This window comes from Corallococcus sp. BB11-1 (genome assembly GCF_026626625.1).
In the GTDB taxonomy this organism is placed as follows: Bacteria; Myxococcota; Myxococcia; order Myxococcales; family Myxococcaceae; genus Corallococcus; species Corallococcus soli.
Genome location: NZ_JAPNJY010000008.1, coordinates 72712 through 87580 on the forward strand (window position 1 = coordinate 72712; position 14869 = coordinate 87580).

The window sequence follows — 14869 nt, forward strand, 5'->3', positions numbered from 1 at the left end:
TCCCGAAACGGCGGCTACAACCAACTGGCGGAGCTGTATCCCATTTCCGCCAATATCCGCTCCGCCGCGCGCACGCCAAACCAGTTGGCCTCCTCGAACAGGGCCATGCCGCCCAGGTCCGTGTGCGCGAAGTGCAGGTGCCGTCCCAGGCTCTCCCCGGCCGCCCTGCGCGCCTCGCCCCAGAGGAAGCCCGGCGCGGGGCGGATCATCGCGTGCCCCCAGCGCTGCACCTCCAGCCGCTGCGAGAGCGCGCCCACGCCCGGGTGCGCCGGCAGCAGGTCCGCCATGACCAGCGCCTCCCAGTCCGCGTACGTGGCGGCGAGCGCCCGGGTGCGCTCCGCCTTCACGTCCTCGCCGGCCATGGGCAGGTACCACGTGAGCACCGTGGGCCCGCGCTCGTCCTGGCGCAGCGCCTGGTGCGTGGCCACCACGTAGCCCAGGCTCCGGCTCTCATAGAGGACGTTGTCCCAGGCCAGCGGGAAGCCCCGCGACGCGGGCGGCCCCGACAGCGTGAGGTTCGCCACCACCCACGGGCTGTACACGAAGGCGTCCATCCACGCGGGCCGCGCCTGGCGCCACGGCGCCACCACGTGCGCGGCGACGAAGCGGGGACACGCCAGCACCACCTGCCGGGCCTGGAAGGCGCGGGGCGCTCCGGTGCGCGCATCCAGCGCGTGCACGCGGCAGCCGCCCTCCCCCGGCTCCACCGTGTGGACCAGCACGCTCGGCTCCACCTGGCGCGGGCCCAGCGACGACAGCAACTGCCGCACCAGCCGGCCATTGCCCTCCGGCCACGACAGGAACCCGTCGCTCCTCTCGCCCTGCCCGTTCTGCCGCGCGGCGAAGTACCAGATGCCCGCCCAGGCGGAGACGTGCTCGCTGGTGGTGCCGTAGTCGTCGCGGCACGCGTAGTCCACGAACCACTTGAGCCGGGGCGACTGGAAGCCCTCCGCCTCCAGCCACCGCGCCATGCTCAGCGCGTCCAGCGCCGTCCACTCCGCGTCGTCGCTGGAGAGCGCCACCGGCACCGCGAACGCCTTGCGCCCCTTCGCGTCGCGCGCGGCGGCGAAGGCGTTCATCCTCGCGTCGAAGCGCTCCAGCTCCTCCAGGTCCTGCCCGCTCGCGCCCGCGCGCAGGTACAGCCCTTCGTACCAGTGGCCCCGGTAGAAGAGCCGCTCGTCGGGCTCCTGGATGAGCAGCTCCTCCGCGAACGACGGGTGGCCCTGCGCGTCCACGCCGGTGACGGCGTCCATCTCCCGCAGCAGGCGCATCACCGGCCCCTTGTCCTCCAGGGGCGACGGCAGGTAGTGCGCACCCCACGGGTACGCGGACACGCCGTTCCTGCCGGAGCGCGACGTGCCGCCGGCCTCCGCCTCCAGCTCCACGACGCGCACGTCCTTCACGCCCGCGCCGGCCAGGCGCCACGCGGCGGAGAGCCCGGCCGCGCCCGCGCCGACAATCAGCACGTCCACGGCTTCGAAGGCCTGCGCGCGCGGCAGCGGCCCGCCCCGGAGCTTGTGGCCGGTGTCCACCGCGCGGTCCACGATGGCGCCCGGCACCGTCGCGCGAGGGGCCCGCGAGCGCTGGCAGGCGCTCGCCACGGAGGCGCCCAGGAACGCGGCCACCAGCTCCCGCCGCGTCAGTTCCACCGACGCCATTCCTCTTCGTAGTAGTGCACCAGCACCTGGTTGTTCAGCCGGTTCACCTCCGCCGGCAGGGGCGCCATGTCCGGAGGGAAGCGCGTCAGGGCCTCCAGCGTGTGCTCATCCAGGAACAGCAGCCCCTCCGGCAGCGGGCGGTGACGGCCGGGCGGCTCCAGCGCCACCATCACGTAGCCCCACTCACCGAAGGACGGCACCAGCGCGTGGTAAGGCTGCGTCCAGAAGCCTGCGGCCTTCAGCGTGGTCTCCACGCACCAGAACGAGCGCCGCGCGAACAGGGGGCTGGTGCTCTGGATGACCGCCACCCCGTCCGGCGCCAGGCGCTTCTTCAAGATCTTGTAGAAGCCCGTCGTGTACAGCTTGCCCAGCGCGAAGTTGTTCGGGTCCGGGAAGTCCACCACCACCACGTCCCAGGTGCCCGTGCCCTCGGTCAGGAACTGCATCGCGTCCGTGTTGATGACGCGCACCTTCGGGTGCGTCAGCGCGTGCCCGTTGAGCACCGCCAGCTCCTTGTAGCCCGTGGCCAGCTGCGTGATGGCGGGGTCCAGGTCCACCAGCGTGACGGACTTCACCTCCGGGTAGCGCAGCACCTCGCGCGCCGCGAGCCCGTCACCGCCGCCCAGGATGAGGACGTGCTCCACCTTCCGGGCCCGCCCCATGGCCGGGTGCACCAGGGGCTCGTGGTAGCGGTACTCGTCGATGCTGGCGAACTGGAGGTTGCCGTTGAGGAACAGCGAGAAGCCCCGCTTGCCGCGCGTGACGATGATGCGCTGGTACGGGGAGCTGCTCGCGTGCACCACCTCGTCCGCGTAGAGCTGGTCCTCGTAGAAGGTGTTGAGCCGGTCCCCCATCGCGAAGCACACGAGCAGGCCCATGCACAGCAGCACCGCCTTGATGCGCAGGCGCAGGGGGTTGGCCAGCACGGGCGCGAGCAGCCACGTGCTCCACAGCCCCACCGCCGCGTTCAACAGGCCGAAGAGCAGCGACGTGCGCACCAGCCCCAGCTTGGGCACGAGCAGCAGCGGGAAGGCCACGCTCGCGGCCAGCGCGCCCAGGTAGTCGAACGTCAGCACCTGGCTGACCAGGTCCTTGAACTTGAGCTGGTCCTGCAGGATGCGCAGGAGCAGCGGGATCTCCAGCCCCACCAGCGTGCCGATGAGCAGCACCGTGCCGTAGAGGACGACGGGGAAGACGCTGGTGAGCGTGAAGGTGAGGAAGAGCATCGGCGCGCACAGCCCGCCGAAGAGCGCCACGGCCAGCTCTATCTCCACGAAGCGCTGGGCCACCCCGCGCTCCACGAAGCGCGACAGGTAGCTGCCGATGCCCATGGCGAACAGGTAGCCGCCGATGACGGTGGAGAACTGGGTGATGCTGTCCCCCAGCAGGTAGCTGGCGAGCGTCCCGACGATGAGCTCGTAGATGAGCCCGCACGTCGCGATGACGAGGACGGTGAGGAAGAGCAGCGTCTTGTTCAAAGCGTCACGTCGTTCAGCCGCTGATGGCCGCCGCGATGATGATGGCCAGACCCAGGATGAAGGACCCGATGACGATGCCCAGCGCCGTGTTCTGGTCGACCTCGATCTCCTTGTGCACGTCGAAGGGGAGGATGAGGCGGATGACGTAGAAGCCGGCCACGAACACCACCAGGCCGATGAGCGAATAGATGACGCTCGCCAGCACTCCCTGCAGCGTGACCACCACTCCGAGCAGCAGCATCACTTGCCTCCCATGAATCCACCGGTCCACAGCAGCACGCCGCCAGGGCCGCGCCGAACATCGCCTGTCACCCGCCCGCGCTCCTCGTTGCTGAAGGGAGCCCAGCCCGTATAGGTCGCCCACGCATACGCCAGCAGCACGACCCCACCCAGGAACCTCATCGTCCACCTCCACCATGCTCCCCCTGGGGGAGCCCTACTGCAGGTTGCTTTCCTTCCAGCGCTCGGTCTCGAAGCCGAGGGCGCTGATGAACGACAGCCCCGGCCCCAGCAGCATCAGCGCCAGCGCGATGATGAGCCAGCTCTGGTTCGGCGTGTCGTGCGTCAGCACCACCCGGTAGGCGACGCCCTGCAGGTTCGACTTGAACTTCATCGCCGGGTCGAACGACGTGGTGGTGCGCAGCACGTACGTGCCCTTGGGCACCGTGGACAGGAACACGCTGCCGTGGTTGCCACCCTCGCTCCAGGAGCCGTCGCTGTCGCGCCCGTGGTAGTAGCTGATCTCCTCGTAGAAGCTCACCACCTCCTGCGTGTCCTGGTTCACCAGGTCGCCCTGCACGCCCACCCACGAATTGTTGAGCACGGTGGACATGGCCACCTCCGCGCGGATGTTGCCGTCGCGCGTGAGCTCGAACGGTTCGCTGAAGTGCATGGCGGAGGGCGTGCCCGACGCCGCGTCCGGGGGCAGCCGCACCTGGAGGTCCAGCACCTGCGCCTTCAGCGCCCGCGCCTGGAAGAAGAGCGACAGCGCGACCAGGGCCACGAGCCAGAGGCCCGTCCACTTCAGCGTCCGCCACAGCGCCTGCCGGCGCGTGTTGGGCTGGCTGGGCGCGATGCCCCGGGGAGGCGGCAGCGGGTCCTTCAGCTTGAAGGCGTCGCGCACCTGCTCCGGCGTCAGGTACTCGCCGTGGGTGTACGTCACCTCGTTGTCGGTGGCGTCCTCGCTGATGGAGTACGGCGGCGCGACGTACTCCGTGGCCTGCGCCGTCTCACCCTGCGTCACCTTCCAGTAGAACTCGCCCACCACCGCGTCGGTGACGGCCTGGACGGACTGGAAGGCCTTGTAGCGCCGGCCTTCGTAGTGCGCGGAGATGTGCGGGACGATCTCCGCGTCACCGGCGGCCAGCGGCTTGAGGAACACCCAGTGGCCGGTGGACTCCATCAGCCAGGTGAAGCCGCGCGCCGGGTGGTAGAGCAGGTACTCCAGCCACGGGTAGCGCGTGCCCTCCACCACGCACGAGCGCTCCTGGTAGCCGATGCAGAGCCACTCCGTCCCGTCGAGCGTGCCCTTCGCGCCCAGGGGGATGTCCGAGGGGAGCTCCGGCTTCTGGAGCAGCTTGAGGAACTTCAGCTTGCCCTGGCTCGCGTCCATGAGCGCGCCGCAGTACGGGCACGCCACGCGCAGCGTCTGGTCCGGCGCGCGCAACTCCAGCGGCCCGTTGCAGTTCGTGCAGCGCGCCTGCTGCAGCTGCGCCTTGCGCACGCGGGGGCGCAGGTCGCCCGCGGGGATGCCCAGCTGCGACAGCTCCAGCTTCTGCCCCAGGAACACCTCCGGGTCGCGGTCGCGCGAGCCGAAGTCCAGCGACACGAACAGGCCCCGGGGGCCCGTGGCGTCCACGTACCAGGAGTCCTGGGACGGGTCGACGTCGTCCGGCAGCTGGCCCTCCGCGGCGGTGACGTGCCCGTGGCCGCGCTCCTCCACCACCAGGGGGCGGTTGCGCAGGCGCAGGCGCCCGCCCGGGTGCAGGTCCTCCAGTCGCAGCCCCTCCTCCACGCCCCCGGCGAAGAGCAGGTGGAAGGCGCCCTCGGACTCGCTGAGCCAACCTGTCCGACTGTCGGACAGCTCCACGTACCACTCGTCCCAGGGGCCGGCGCCGTGGTCCTTCTGGAGGTGGCCGACGATCTGGAAGGAGACGCCGTTGAGGCGCCCCTCCAGGCCCAGGCGCAGCGGGGACTCGGTCTCCACGACGCGCGCCACGCGGCCGTGGGCCTCCAGCTCCGCGCCGGCGCGCGCCACCACCGTCTGGCAGTGGCCGCACACCACCACCTGCGCCGAACCGGCGGTGAACTCCACGCTCGCACCACACGACGGACACGCCCCCTGCGTCACGCCTCCACCCCTCTCGACAGCTCACGCACGCGGCACGACGTGGCCCCCAGGTGGTGGGCCACCAGCGCGTCGAAGTCCGGACGCGCGCGGGTGCGGCAGCAATAGACGTTGAGCGCGGCGAAGCCGTGCTCCGGAAAGGTGTGGAGGGTGAGGTGGCTTTCGGCCAGCAGCGCCAGGCCCGTGATGCCCCCGGGCTCCGGGAAGACGTGCCACTGGGGTTGCCCCATGACCTTGAGGTCCAGGGTGACGACGAGCGCCTCGAAGAGGGCCGCCAGCGCGGGCGCGTCCTTGAGCCTCTCCGGCGAGCAGCCGCTCGCGTCAACCAGCCATTCCTGTCCGGTTGTCACAGGGGGAAACCTCCGGGGATGGACGCACTCTTTAGCACGCCGTGGCCGTGCCGAAAGCCGCTAGGATGCGCCCGCCATGCGCACCTCATTCCTGACCGTTGGTTTCCTCTGCCTCGCCCTGACCGCGTGCTCCAAGGACAAGGAGTCCGAAGGCGGCAAGGCCTCCCCGACCCCCACCAAGCCGGCGGCTCCCCGCACGGTGAGCCTCCAGACGGACGCGGCCACCGCGAAGGGCTTCCAGAAGAAGGCGCTGGAGGGCCAGGACCTCTGGGCGAAGATGGAGACGAACCAGGGCACCATCGTCCTGAAGCTCTTCTCCAAGGACGCGCCCAAGACGGTGTCCAACTTCGTGGGGCTCGCGACCGGCGAGCAGCCGTGGATCGACCCCAAGACGCGCGAGCGCGTGGAGGGCAAGCCGCTGTACGACGGCGCCATCTTCCACCGCGTCATCCCGGGCTTCATGATTCAGGGCGGCGACCCCACGGGCACCGGCCGGGGTGACCCGGGCTACCGCTTCGACGACGAGTTCAAGAGCATGCGCGGCTTCGACAAGCCGGGCATCCTGGCCATGGCCAACGCGGGCCCGGGCACCAACGGCAGCCAGTTCTTCATCACCACCAGCACGCCGACGAACCTGAACGGCCGGCACACCATCTTCGGTGAGGTGGTGACGGGCTACGAGGTGGTGGAGAAGATCGGCAACGTGCCGCGCAGCCGCCAGGACCGGCCCGACACGGACGTGGTCATCCAGCACATCACCATCAGCGACGCGCAGCCGTGAGCCTCCGTCCGCGCCTGGTGCGCACGAAGCTGGGCGAGCTGAACTGCCACGTCGTGGACGCCCTCCCGGAGGGCGCGAAGCCGGAGCTGGTGGTCGTGCTCGGCCACGGCTTCGGCGCACCCGGCACGGACCTGGTGGGGCTGACGCCGGAGCTGATGAACGCCGCGCCCCGGCTCGCGGAGGCCGTGCGCTTCGTCTTTCCGGAGGCGCCCCTGTCGCTGGAGAACCTGGGCATGCCCCACGGGCGCGCGTGGTTCGCGCTGCCGGAGTCCGTGTTGATGGGGCAGCAGCGGGACTGGGAGCAGTTCTGCCGGGCAGTGCCCGAGGGGATGCCCGCCGCGCGCCGCGCGTTGATGAGCACGGTGGCGGCGCTCCAGCACCCCTTCGGCCGCATCGTGCTGGGCGGCTTCAGCCAGGGCGCGATGATCGCCACGGACGTGGCGCTGCGGCTGGAGGAGTCGCCGGCCGGCCTGTGCCTGCTGTCCGGGGCCCTGGTCGCGCAGGACGAATGGATGCCGAAGGCCCGCGCGCGCTCGGCGCTGCCGGTGTTCCAGGGCCACGGCCGCCAGGACGCGGTGCTCCCCTTCCAGGAGGGCGAGCGCCTGCGCGACATGCTGACCCAGGCAGGGATGCCGGTGGAGTTCCTACCTTTTGATGGCGGGCACACGCTCACCACCGGGGAGCTGGAACAACTGGCCGCGTTCCTGGTGAAGCGGCTGGACGGGCGCTGACCCGCGAAGACGGAGGCATCCGGTGTATCAGGCGAAGCAGCTGACGGTGTCCACGCGGGGTCGGGGCCTCGTGGACATCACCGACGAGGTGCAGCGGGCGGTGAAGGGTACGGGCATCCGCGACGGCCTGTGCACGCTGTTCCTGCACCACACGAGCGCGTCCCTGCTCATCAGCGAGAACGCGGACCCCGTCGTCCAGCGCGACCTGGAGGCCTTCTTCTCCCGGCTGGTGAAGGACGGCGACCCGCTGTTCCAGCACGACGCGGAGGGGCCGGACGACATGCCCGCGCACGTGCGCACGGTGCTGACGCAGGTGTCGCTCACCGTGCCGGTGAAGGACGGCGCGGCGGATCTGGGCACCTGGCAGGGCGTCTACGTCTGGGAGCACCGCACGTCGCCGCACCACCGCCGCGTCACCGTGTCCGTGCTGGGCGGGTGAGCGCGGCCCCCTGGCGTCACAGGTCGCTGAGGGTGGCGACCACGGGGGCGGGGCCCCGGCGCTTCTTCGGCTGCACGCGGGCCTGTCCCCGGATGCGGACCCAGGTGCCCGGGTCGTCCGGCATGGCGTGGGCCATGGACCAGCCGGTGGGCACGTCGGGCGTGGTCCACCCGTAGAGGGTGCGCGCGTCCTTCGGGGCCAGGTTGATGCAGCCGTGGCTCACCGGTTCGCCGAAGCGGTCGTGCCAGTAGGCGGTGTGCAGCGCGAAGTCGCCCTCGAAGAACATGGTCCACGGCACGGTGGCCACGCGGTAGCTGGCGTTGCCCGTGCTGCCCGTCATGTCGGCCTCGGCGAACTTCACCCAGATGCGGAACAGGCCTTCAGGGGTGTCGGTGCCGGGGCTGCCGGAGGAGATGAGCGTGGCGTAGACGGGGCGGTCGCCCTCGTAGGCGATGAGCACCTGGGACTCCAGGTCCACGTCCAGCCACTTCGCGCCGGGCGCCACGATGGACGGGGACGCCAGAGACCACGCGACGTGCAGGTCGTCGCGCGCCACCCAGTGGTCCCCTGAAATCAGCACCCACTGGCCATCCGGGGACAGCTCGCGCACGGACACGAGCGTGCGGGGCGGGAGCACCGTCTGGCGGGCGGCCCTGGCGTCCGGGGCCACGCGCACCACCACGTCCGAGCGGGGGGCGCCTCGGGACTGGGCCCACGCGAAGGGCATGGGCAGCGACGCGAGGGCCTCCGCGTCCAGGCCGCTGAAGTCGGAGGGGCGGTGCTCGCGCAGCACGCGCGCCTCGAAGTACTGGCCGTCCGACGTGCGCCAGAAGGTGCGCCGGCCCACCTTCACCTGGCCCTGGAGCTTCACCGTCACGGAGCCCTTGAGCAGCACGCCCTGCTTGCGCCTGCGGGCGAGCGCGAGGCTCGGGTAGGCGCGCACGCGGCGGCCCACCACGCGCGCGTAGATGCCGGGCGTGAGCGCGCCCTCCTCCACGCGGGGCAGCGTGCGCACGCGGGGCTCACGGAAGTTCTGCTCCAGGTAGCGCTCGCACACCCAGCCGCGAGGCTGGAGGTGGACCCACGTCTCGCAGTCGGGTCCGCGCATCGCGCCCTCCTGCCAGGTCACGCGCATGTCCTGGGCCACGGTGCCCAGGGGCGGCGAGTCCTGCCGGGGCTCCGAGCGCACCGCGATGGAGCGGCGCACGCGCAGCGAACCGGCGTCCGGCGCGTACGGAACGGCGTAGGGCTCGAAGCCCGCATCCAGCGCAGCGAGCGGTGCCTCGGGGGTGGCGTCCCCGTCGGAGCCAGGGTCCACGCCGGGCGGTGTGCCGTTCGGGTCAGCGCCTACGTCTCCAGCGGCGGGCGTTCCATCCGGCCGGGAGCCCACGTCCGCGACGGGCGCGTCACCGAGGAGGGGCTCGACGGCGACGGGCGGCACGGGCTCCTGGGCGAAGTCGTCCGCGTCGAGCAGCGGCTCGCCATCAGGTCCCAGCTCCAGCACGGGGACCTCGGACTCGGTGATGACCTGGGGCTCCTCCTCGCCCGGCAGGGCCTGCGGGTTCGCGCCACGCGAAGGCGTCTGGGAGAGCGAAGGCGCCAGCGACAGGGCGAGCGCACCGCCCGCGCCTCCGTCCTCCTCCGGTGGGTCCGCCAGCTCCGACGGATCCATGGGCTCAATCAGCGCGGACGCCGTGGCGTGCGGCACGCCGCCATCCGAGGAAGGCTCCGGCGCGGTGGCCTGCCACGCGGAGCGCAGCGCCTCCGCGGATTCAAGCGACGAAGGCTCGGCATCGGGCGGAGCGGCGACGGACGCCAGCCCCATCCCGGCCAGCGCGCTGCCCGCATCCACCTGAGCAAGAGGGGCGGGCGGCTCCACCGGAGCGCACGCGAAGAACATCAGGGGAAGTCCGAGCGAGAACCAGCGGCGCATACAGGTCGCTACGGTACGGGTCCCCGCCGACATCCTCAACGTCGGCCCAGGTGCGATCTCCTGCGCGCGCAAGCGCCTGGGTGGGCAGGGCTTGCGTCCTCAGCGGTCATTGCCACGAGTGGCGGAACGCGCGCCCTTCCCTGCCCAGGCCGGGCGCGGATCAGCTCCGACCTTCGGTGGGCGGGATGACCTCCGGCGCCTCGGGCGCCTCCAACAGCTTGTAGAGCGTCTTGCGGTCCACGCCCAGGAGCCGCGCCGCTTCGCTCTTGTTGCCGCCCACATGCTGGAGCACATGCGCCGCGTACCGCCGCGACAGCTCCGCGAGGCTCGGCAAGTCGCCCGCGAGGCCGGTGAGCCGCTTGGGCGCGTCACCGATGGGCTCCGGGAAGTCCGGGGGCCCCAGCACGCCCGTGACGTTCAGCGCGAGCGCCCGCGCCATCACGTTCTCCAGCTGCCGCACGTTGCCCGGCCAGTCGTACACCGTGAGCCGCGCCATCGCGTCCGCCGTCACCACCGGCCGCACGCCGCCGCGCGCGTGCAGCGCCGCGAAGTGCTCCACCAGCGCCGGGATGTCCTCGCGCCGCTCGCGCAGGGGCGGCAGGTGCAGGTGCACCACGTCCAGCCGGTACAGGAGGTCCTCGCGGAACAGCCCGTCCGTCACCCGGACCTTCAAATCCTTGTTCGTCGCCGCCAGCACCCGCACGTCCACCTTCACCGGGACGCTCTCGCCCACGCGGCGGATCTCCCCCTCCTGGAGCACGCGCAGGAGCTGCGACTGGACCTTCATCCCCACGTCGCCAATCTCGTCCAGGAAGAGCGTGCCGCCGTTGGCCTCCTCGAACAGGCCGCGCCGAGCACCCGACGCGCCCGTGAAGCTGCCCTTCGCGTGGCCGAACAGCTCGCTCTCCATCAGCGATTCGGTGATGGCGCCACAGTCGATGGGGATGAACGGCCCGCTGGAGCGCGCCGAGCGCCTGTGCAGCGCGCGCGCCACCATCTCCTTGCCGGTGCCCGTCTCACCGGTAATCAACACCGGCACGTTGCTCGTCGCCGCGCGCGCCACCTGCTTGTAGACCTCCAGCAGCGCCTGGCTGCGGCCCACGAGCGACGTGCGCTCCACCTGCTTGCGCAGCGTGCGGTTCTCCTCCACCAGCCGCTTCTGCTCCAGCGCCCGCTTGGCCACCCGCATGATGGCGTCCACGTCGAAGGGCTTGGACAGGTAGTCGAAGGCGCCCTGCTGGATGCTGTCCAGCGCCCCCTCGATGTTGCCGAACGCCGTCACCACGATGACGGGCGTGTCCGGGAGCGTGGAGCGTACCGTCTGGAGCACCTTGAGCCCGTCGCCGGGGTCCGGCATCGCCATGTCCGTGAGGACCAGGTCGAAGGCCTGCTCGCCCATCCGCTCCGCCGCGCCCTTTGGATCCGCCGCCTGCGCCACCGGGCCCAGCACGCCCAGCAGGCGCTGCAGCAGGTCCCGCGCATGCGGGTCATCATCCACGACGAGGATTCGGGCTGAGCTCATGAGGCCTTGCGGATGGAGGAGGGGTCCCGTTGCGGCCCGGACTCCACCACAAGCGGCGCCGCCGTGCTCGCCGCCCGTGCGAACCGCACGCGGATCCGCGTGCCCTTGCCCTCCTCCGAATGCACCGTGAGTGTCCCTCCGTGCGCCTCCACCACGCGCCGGGTGGTGGCCAGCCCCAGGCCGTGGCCCGGAATGCCGCGCACCTCCGCGGCCCGGAAGAACGGCTGGAACAGCGACGCCTGCGTCGCCGCGCTCATCCCCAGCCCGTTGTCCGTCACCTCCACCACCGCGTCCGGCCCCTCCGTGGCCACCCGCACCTTCACGCGCGGATCCGGCCGCCCCGCCGTGTACTTCACCGCGTTGGACAACAGGTTGCGCGCCACCACCTGGAGCAGCTGCGCGGGGCAGTCCACCCGCACGCCCGGCTCCAGCTCGCGCTCCAGCGACACGCCCAGCGCCGCGGCCGTCTGGCTCACCTCCAGCAGCAGCGTGCTCACCGCGGTGTCCAGTTCGCCCGCCGTCCCGTCGCCCCGGTTGCCCGCGCGGCAGAAGCGCAGCAGCGCTTCAATGAGTTCCCCCATGCGCACCGCGCTGGATTCGCACTGGGAGATCATCTCCAGCGCGCCCGGGTCCTTCACCGCGCCCGAGCGCCGGATGAGCGTCAGGTAGCCCTTGAGCGGGGACAGCGGGCCCATCAGGTCGTGCGCCACGCGGCTGGTGAAGGCGTCCAGCTCCTGGTTGTGCCGGCCCAGCTCCTCGAACTGTCCCTGGATGGTGGCGTCCTGTCGCTTGAGCAGCCGGATGATGTGCCAGCCCACCAGCACCGACAGGAGGATGGCCAGCAGCGTGGTGCCCGCGCCCAGGGCCGTGTTGCGCACCCGGAGCGTGCCCAGCCGGCCCACGAGCACGCGCGCGTCGTCCGCGTTCTCCGTGGCGAGCTTTCCCGCGAGCGTGTCCACCTCCGCCGCCAGCGGGCGGATGCTCTCCACCAGGTGGCGCCGGGCGCGCTCCGCGTCGCGCTGGCGCGAGAACACCGCCGCCGCGCGCACCTGATCCGCGAGCCCCTGGCACGCGCCGTTGAAGCGCAGCCACACCTCCTTCTCGCCGGGAGGCAGGTGGCGCATGTACGCCTCGGAGGCCCGGCGGATGCTGCCCAGGATGTCCTCCATCACCGCGTCGGCCTCCTTGCGCTCGGCGTCGCCGGTGGAGCGCACGTGCGCCTCGATGGCGGACTCCAGCGACATCACGTCCACGCGGATGCGGCCAATGAGGCTGGCGCGCTCCAGCGCCTCCAGCACCAGGGCGTCCACCTGATGGCCGGTGCGCACCTCCGTCCAGAGCGTGAAGGCGGTGACGGCCGACAGCATCATCACCACGAAGAAGAAACCCGCGCGGTAGCCACGGATGGGGGTCCGCGAGTTCATCGCCACGCCCACGCTCCTTGAAGAAGGGGAAGGCGCCCCGGACGGGGCGCCCTCGGAAACATCACGGCACCGGCCGGGTGGCTTCGGTGGCCGTCTCGCCCGGCAGGGGCGGCTGGGTGCGGCGCCGCGCGCGCTCCAGCGCGGATTCGTACCACACGTCCGACAGCTCCTCGTGCAGCGCCGCCAGCTCGCGCTGCCGCGCCAGCAGCTGCGCGTTGTGCTCCTCCAGCGCGTGGCGCTCCGTCTCCAGCCGCGCCAGCTCGTCCACCGCCGCGGAGCGGCCCTGCTCGGCTTCCGCTCTCGCCTGCTCCGCCTCCGCGCGCTGCTGCGCCAGCTCCTCCAGCGCGGACTCCAGCGCCGCCAGCTTCGCCGCCAGCACCTCGGTGCGCTCGCGCTCGGCCTGGAAGTCGCGCTGCCACCGCTCGGTTTCCAACACCTGGGCCTGCAGGCGCTCGAGCGGGATGGTCGCGGCGCATCCCAGGCCCAGCCACGCCATGCTCCATGCGACCAGCAGGTGCCGCATACGCCATCTCTCCCGACCCCTGGACGCGCGACATGCGAGACGAGGACCGCCGGGCAACGTGCTCCTTACAAGGTCCCGGCGCCTGGCGCTCGGGAAGGGAGAACGCGTCACAGCTTGCAGAAGAGCACTGATGCCGTCAAAGCGCCGTGCGCCTGCCTGGGGAGCTTGCACCCATCGTTGCGGTTTCAACTGAGGAGTTTCTCCCCATGGTGGATCCACTCCCACCCCGGGAAACCCGCGAAGTTGTTCAAAACGGGGACTGGCACGCCCGGTGCTCTTGGGTCAGCGCACAACAACCGATGCAATCCCGCGTCGGCGTGTCGTTCCCCGGAGCCATCCATGAAGACCGTCATCGTCGCCGCCCTGTTCGCCGCCTCCACCGCCTTCGCCACCTCTCCCGCGCCCGCCGCCGCCCCCGCCGCGCAGCCGGCCCCCGCCGCCGAGGCGAAGATGGAGGCCGCTGCCCCCGCGCCCACGACCGGTGAAGTGAAGACCGAGTCCAAGACGGAGACCAAGACCGAGGGCAAGACGGCCACGGGCAAGAAGGCCTCCAAGAAGACCACCACCGAGAAGAAGACCACGACCGAGAAGGCGGCGGAGTAGTCCCGCCACCGCACCGTCCGCCCGTCTCCAAGGGATGGGCATGACGCCGTGCCCGACAGGGGCGCTCCCTTCCCAGGGGGTGCCCCTGTCGTCGTTTCCGGCACCGGACACCGCAAAACATTCTCGTTCTTAGAATTTCAGCAAAACCACCATTTGACAGCGCCAGAAGAATCCTGCTTAATGGGCTTTAGGTGGATGCCAATGCATCCACGACAAGAAGGGGCGTCCCCCTCCCCCCCTTCAAGCGAGACGGTCATGGTGGAAGCGTTCACGAAGGTGTCCGAAGCGTCCCGGTTGCTGCTGGACAAGGGCCTGTGCGCGGCCACGGGCGCGGAAGCGCTGGGCATGGTGGCCCGCACCCTGAAGGTGGACCGCGCCTGCATCTTCGAGAACCGCACCACGAACCTGGCGGGCCGGTTCCTCACGGACCTGCGCCACGCCTGGGCGGAGCCCGGCGTCGTGTCCCCGCACGCGCACCCGGTGCTGCGCTCCTTCGCGATGCGCGACTACGCGCTGGCGTGGATGGACATGCTGGAGGCCGGGATGGTGGTCTCCTGCGCCGCCCGCGAGGCGCCGCCCCTGATGCGCGACGTCCTGGAGCGCCAGGGCGTCCAGTCCGTGCTGCTGTGCCCCATCACCCCGGCCAAGCAGTGGTGGGGGTTCGTGGCCTTCGAGGACTGCCGCCAGGCGCGCGTGTGGCGCCCCGAAGAGGTGTCCCTGCTCAAGTCCCTGGCGCGGGCCATTGGCGCGTCGGTGCGGCACGCGAACATGCGCTCCTCGCTGTCCCAGGTGCGCACCAACCTCACCAGCGTGCTGCGCACCGCCTCCGGGGATACCTGAGCGCACCCGGGTCACGACTGCCCGCCCACCCCGCGGACGGGGAGGCGGCCGGGAGCAGGCGAGGAGCGGTAACGCGGCGGCCCGTTTCTGCTACCCTCGCCGCCCTGCGCCCTGCCCATGTCCTCGATTGAGCCCACCGCCATCAGCCGTGCCCGGACCCCTGACCTCATCAGCGGCTACCGCCTGGAGAAGCTCGTCGGTACCGGAGGCATGGGGGAGGTCCACAAGGCCACCCAGCTC

15 protein-coding genes are annotated in these 14869 nt (G+C 71.2%); 5 read left to right on the top strand and 10 right to left on the bottom strand.

Annotated features, from left to right (window positions below):
* Positions 1-14 precede the first annotated feature (14 nt).
* From OV207_RS09835 to speD, 6 genes are read right to left on the bottom strand one after another with little or no spacing between them, the layout of a single operon-like run.
* On the bottom strand, positions 15-1658 hold the full coding sequence (locus tag OV207_RS09835; RefSeq protein ID WP_267554501.1) for an FAD-dependent oxidoreductase: 1644 nt from the start codon (positions 1656-1658) through the stop codon (positions 15-17).
* Positions 1640-3136 carry a polyamine aminopropyltransferase gene (locus tag OV207_RS09840; RefSeq protein WP_193346898.1) on the bottom strand — a complete coding sequence of 499 codons (1497 nt, stop codon included), beginning with the start codon at positions 3134-3136 and terminating at the stop codon, positions 1640-1642. Before OV207_RS09840 ends, OV207_RS09835 begins: the two co-directional genes overlap by 19 nt.
* 13 nt (positions 3137-3149) lie before the next feature.
* Entirely contained in the window at positions 3150-3377 is a 228-nt protein-coding gene (locus OV207_RS09845; protein WP_128795006.1) for a DUF350 domain-containing protein, read from the bottom strand.
* Positions 3377-3538 (bottom strand): hypothetical protein, encoded by a 162-nt coding sequence (locus tag OV207_RS09850; protein ID WP_193346897.1) that lies wholly within the window; start codon positions 3536-3538, stop codon positions 3377-3379. Before OV207_RS09850 ends, OV207_RS09845 begins: the two co-directional genes overlap by 1 nt.
* Positions 3539-3572: 34 nt before the next feature.
* A complete protein-coding gene (locus OV207_RS09855) occupies positions 3573-5486 on the bottom strand; it encodes a DUF4178 domain-containing protein (RefSeq protein ID WP_267554503.1) in 1914 nt (637 codons plus the stop codon).
* Entirely contained in the window at positions 5483-5833 is a 351-nt protein-coding gene (gene speD, locus OV207_RS09860; protein ID WP_193346895.1) for an adenosylmethionine decarboxylase, read from the bottom strand. Before speD ends, OV207_RS09855 begins: the two co-directional genes overlap by 4 nt.
* 76 nt (positions 5834-5909) lie before the next feature.
* Here speD and OV207_RS09865 point away from each other — a divergent pair, with 76 nt between their 5' ends.
* The 3 genes from OV207_RS09865 to OV207_RS09875 are packed head-to-tail and all read left to right on the top strand — an operon-like array spanning position 5910 to position 7784.
* Positions 5910-6614: a peptidylprolyl isomerase gene (locus tag OV207_RS09865; RefSeq protein WP_267554505.1), complete on the top strand. Its 705-nt coding sequence runs from the start codon at positions 5910-5912 to the stop codon at positions 6612-6614.
* Positions 6611-7345, top strand: coding sequence for an alpha/beta hydrolase (locus OV207_RS09870; RefSeq protein ID WP_267554506.1), 735 nt, complete (start codon positions 6611-6613; stop codon positions 7343-7345). The genes OV207_RS09865 and OV207_RS09870 overlap by 4 nt, the downstream gene beginning before the upstream one ends.
* A 22-nt stretch (positions 7346-7367) precedes the next feature.
* Positions 7368-7784, top strand: coding sequence for a secondary thiamine-phosphate synthase enzyme YjbQ (locus tag OV207_RS09875; RefSeq protein WP_193346893.1), 417 nt, complete (start codon positions 7368-7370; stop codon positions 7782-7784).
* Positions 7785-7800: 16 nt separating this feature from the next.
* Here OV207_RS09875 and OV207_RS09880 read toward each other — a convergent pair whose 3' ends face one another.
* The 4 genes from OV207_RS09880 to OV207_RS09895 form a co-directional block, all read right to left on the bottom strand.
* Complete coding sequence (locus OV207_RS09880; protein WP_267554508.1) at positions 7801-9717, bottom strand: L,D-transpeptidase family protein; 1917 nt, start codon at positions 9715-9717, stop codon at positions 7801-7803.
* 160 nt (positions 9718-9877) lie between these two features.
* Positions 9878-11239 (bottom strand): sigma-54-dependent transcriptional regulator, encoded by a 1362-nt coding sequence (locus OV207_RS09885; protein WP_193346892.1) that lies wholly within the window; start codon positions 11237-11239, stop codon positions 9878-9880.
* Complete coding sequence (locus tag OV207_RS09890) at positions 11236-12663, bottom strand: ATP-binding protein (protein WP_267554510.1); 1428 nt, start codon at positions 12661-12663, stop codon at positions 11236-11238. Before OV207_RS09890 ends, OV207_RS09885 begins: the two co-directional genes overlap by 4 nt.
* A 61-nt stretch (positions 12664-12724) precedes the next feature.
* Complete coding sequence (locus tag OV207_RS09895; protein WP_193346890.1) at positions 12725-13186, bottom strand: hypothetical protein; 462 nt, start codon at positions 13184-13186, stop codon at positions 12725-12727.
* A gap of 339 nt (positions 13187-13525) precedes the next feature.
* Between OV207_RS09895 and OV207_RS09900 the strand changes: the two genes are divergently transcribed.
* Both OV207_RS09900 and OV207_RS09905 read left to right on the top strand, forming a co-directional pair.
* A complete protein-coding gene (locus OV207_RS09900; RefSeq protein ID WP_193346889.1) occupies positions 13526-13789 on the top strand; it encodes a hypothetical protein in 264 nt (87 codons plus the stop codon).
* 255 nt (positions 13790-14044) lie between these two features.
* Entirely contained in the window at positions 14045-14629 is a 585-nt protein-coding gene (locus OV207_RS09905) for a GAF domain-containing protein (protein WP_267554512.1), read from the top strand.
* Positions 14630-14869: the final 240 nt, after the last annotated feature.

Excerpts from the sequence above, each read along its gene's own strand:
- OV207_RS09900 (WP_193346889.1), top strand. The coding sequence starts at position 13,526 with ATGAAGACCGTCATCGTCGCCGCCCTGTTCGCCGCCTCCACCGCCTTC.
- OV207_RS09880 (WP_267554508.1), bottom strand. The coding sequence starts at position 9,717 with ATGCGCCGCTGGTTCTCGCTCGGACTTCCCCTGATGTTCTTCGCGTGC.
- OV207_RS09885 (WP_193346892.1), bottom strand. The coding sequence starts at position 11,239 with ATGAGCTCAGCCCGAATCCTCGTCGTGGATGATGACCCGCATGCGCGG.
- OV207_RS09835 (WP_267554501.1), bottom strand. The coding sequence starts at position 1,658 with ATGGCGTCGGTGGAACTGACGCGGCGGGAGCTGGTGGCCGCGTTCCTG.
- OV207_RS09890 (WP_267554510.1), bottom strand. The coding sequence starts at position 12,663 with ATGAACTCGCGGACCCCCATCCGTGGCTACCGCGCGGGTTTCTTCTTC.
- OV207_RS09865 (WP_267554505.1), top strand. The coding sequence starts at position 5,910 with ATGCGCACCTCATTCCTGACCGTTGGTTTCCTCTGCCTCGCCCTGACC.
- OV207_RS09845 (WP_128795006.1), bottom strand. The coding sequence starts at position 3,377 with ATGCTGCTGCTCGGAGTGGTGGTCACGCTGCAGGGAGTGCTGGCGAGC.
- OV207_RS09905 (WP_267554512.1), top strand. The coding sequence starts at position 14,045 with ATGGTGGAAGCGTTCACGAAGGTGTCCGAAGCGTCCCGGTTGCTGCTG.
- OV207_RS09895 (WP_193346890.1), bottom strand. The coding sequence starts at position 13,186 with ATGCGGCACCTGCTGGTCGCATGGAGCATGGCGTGGCTGGGCCTGGGA.
- OV207_RS09850 (WP_193346897.1), bottom strand. The coding sequence starts at position 3,538 with ATGAGGTTCCTGGGTGGGGTCGTGCTGCTGGCGTATGCGTGGGCGACC.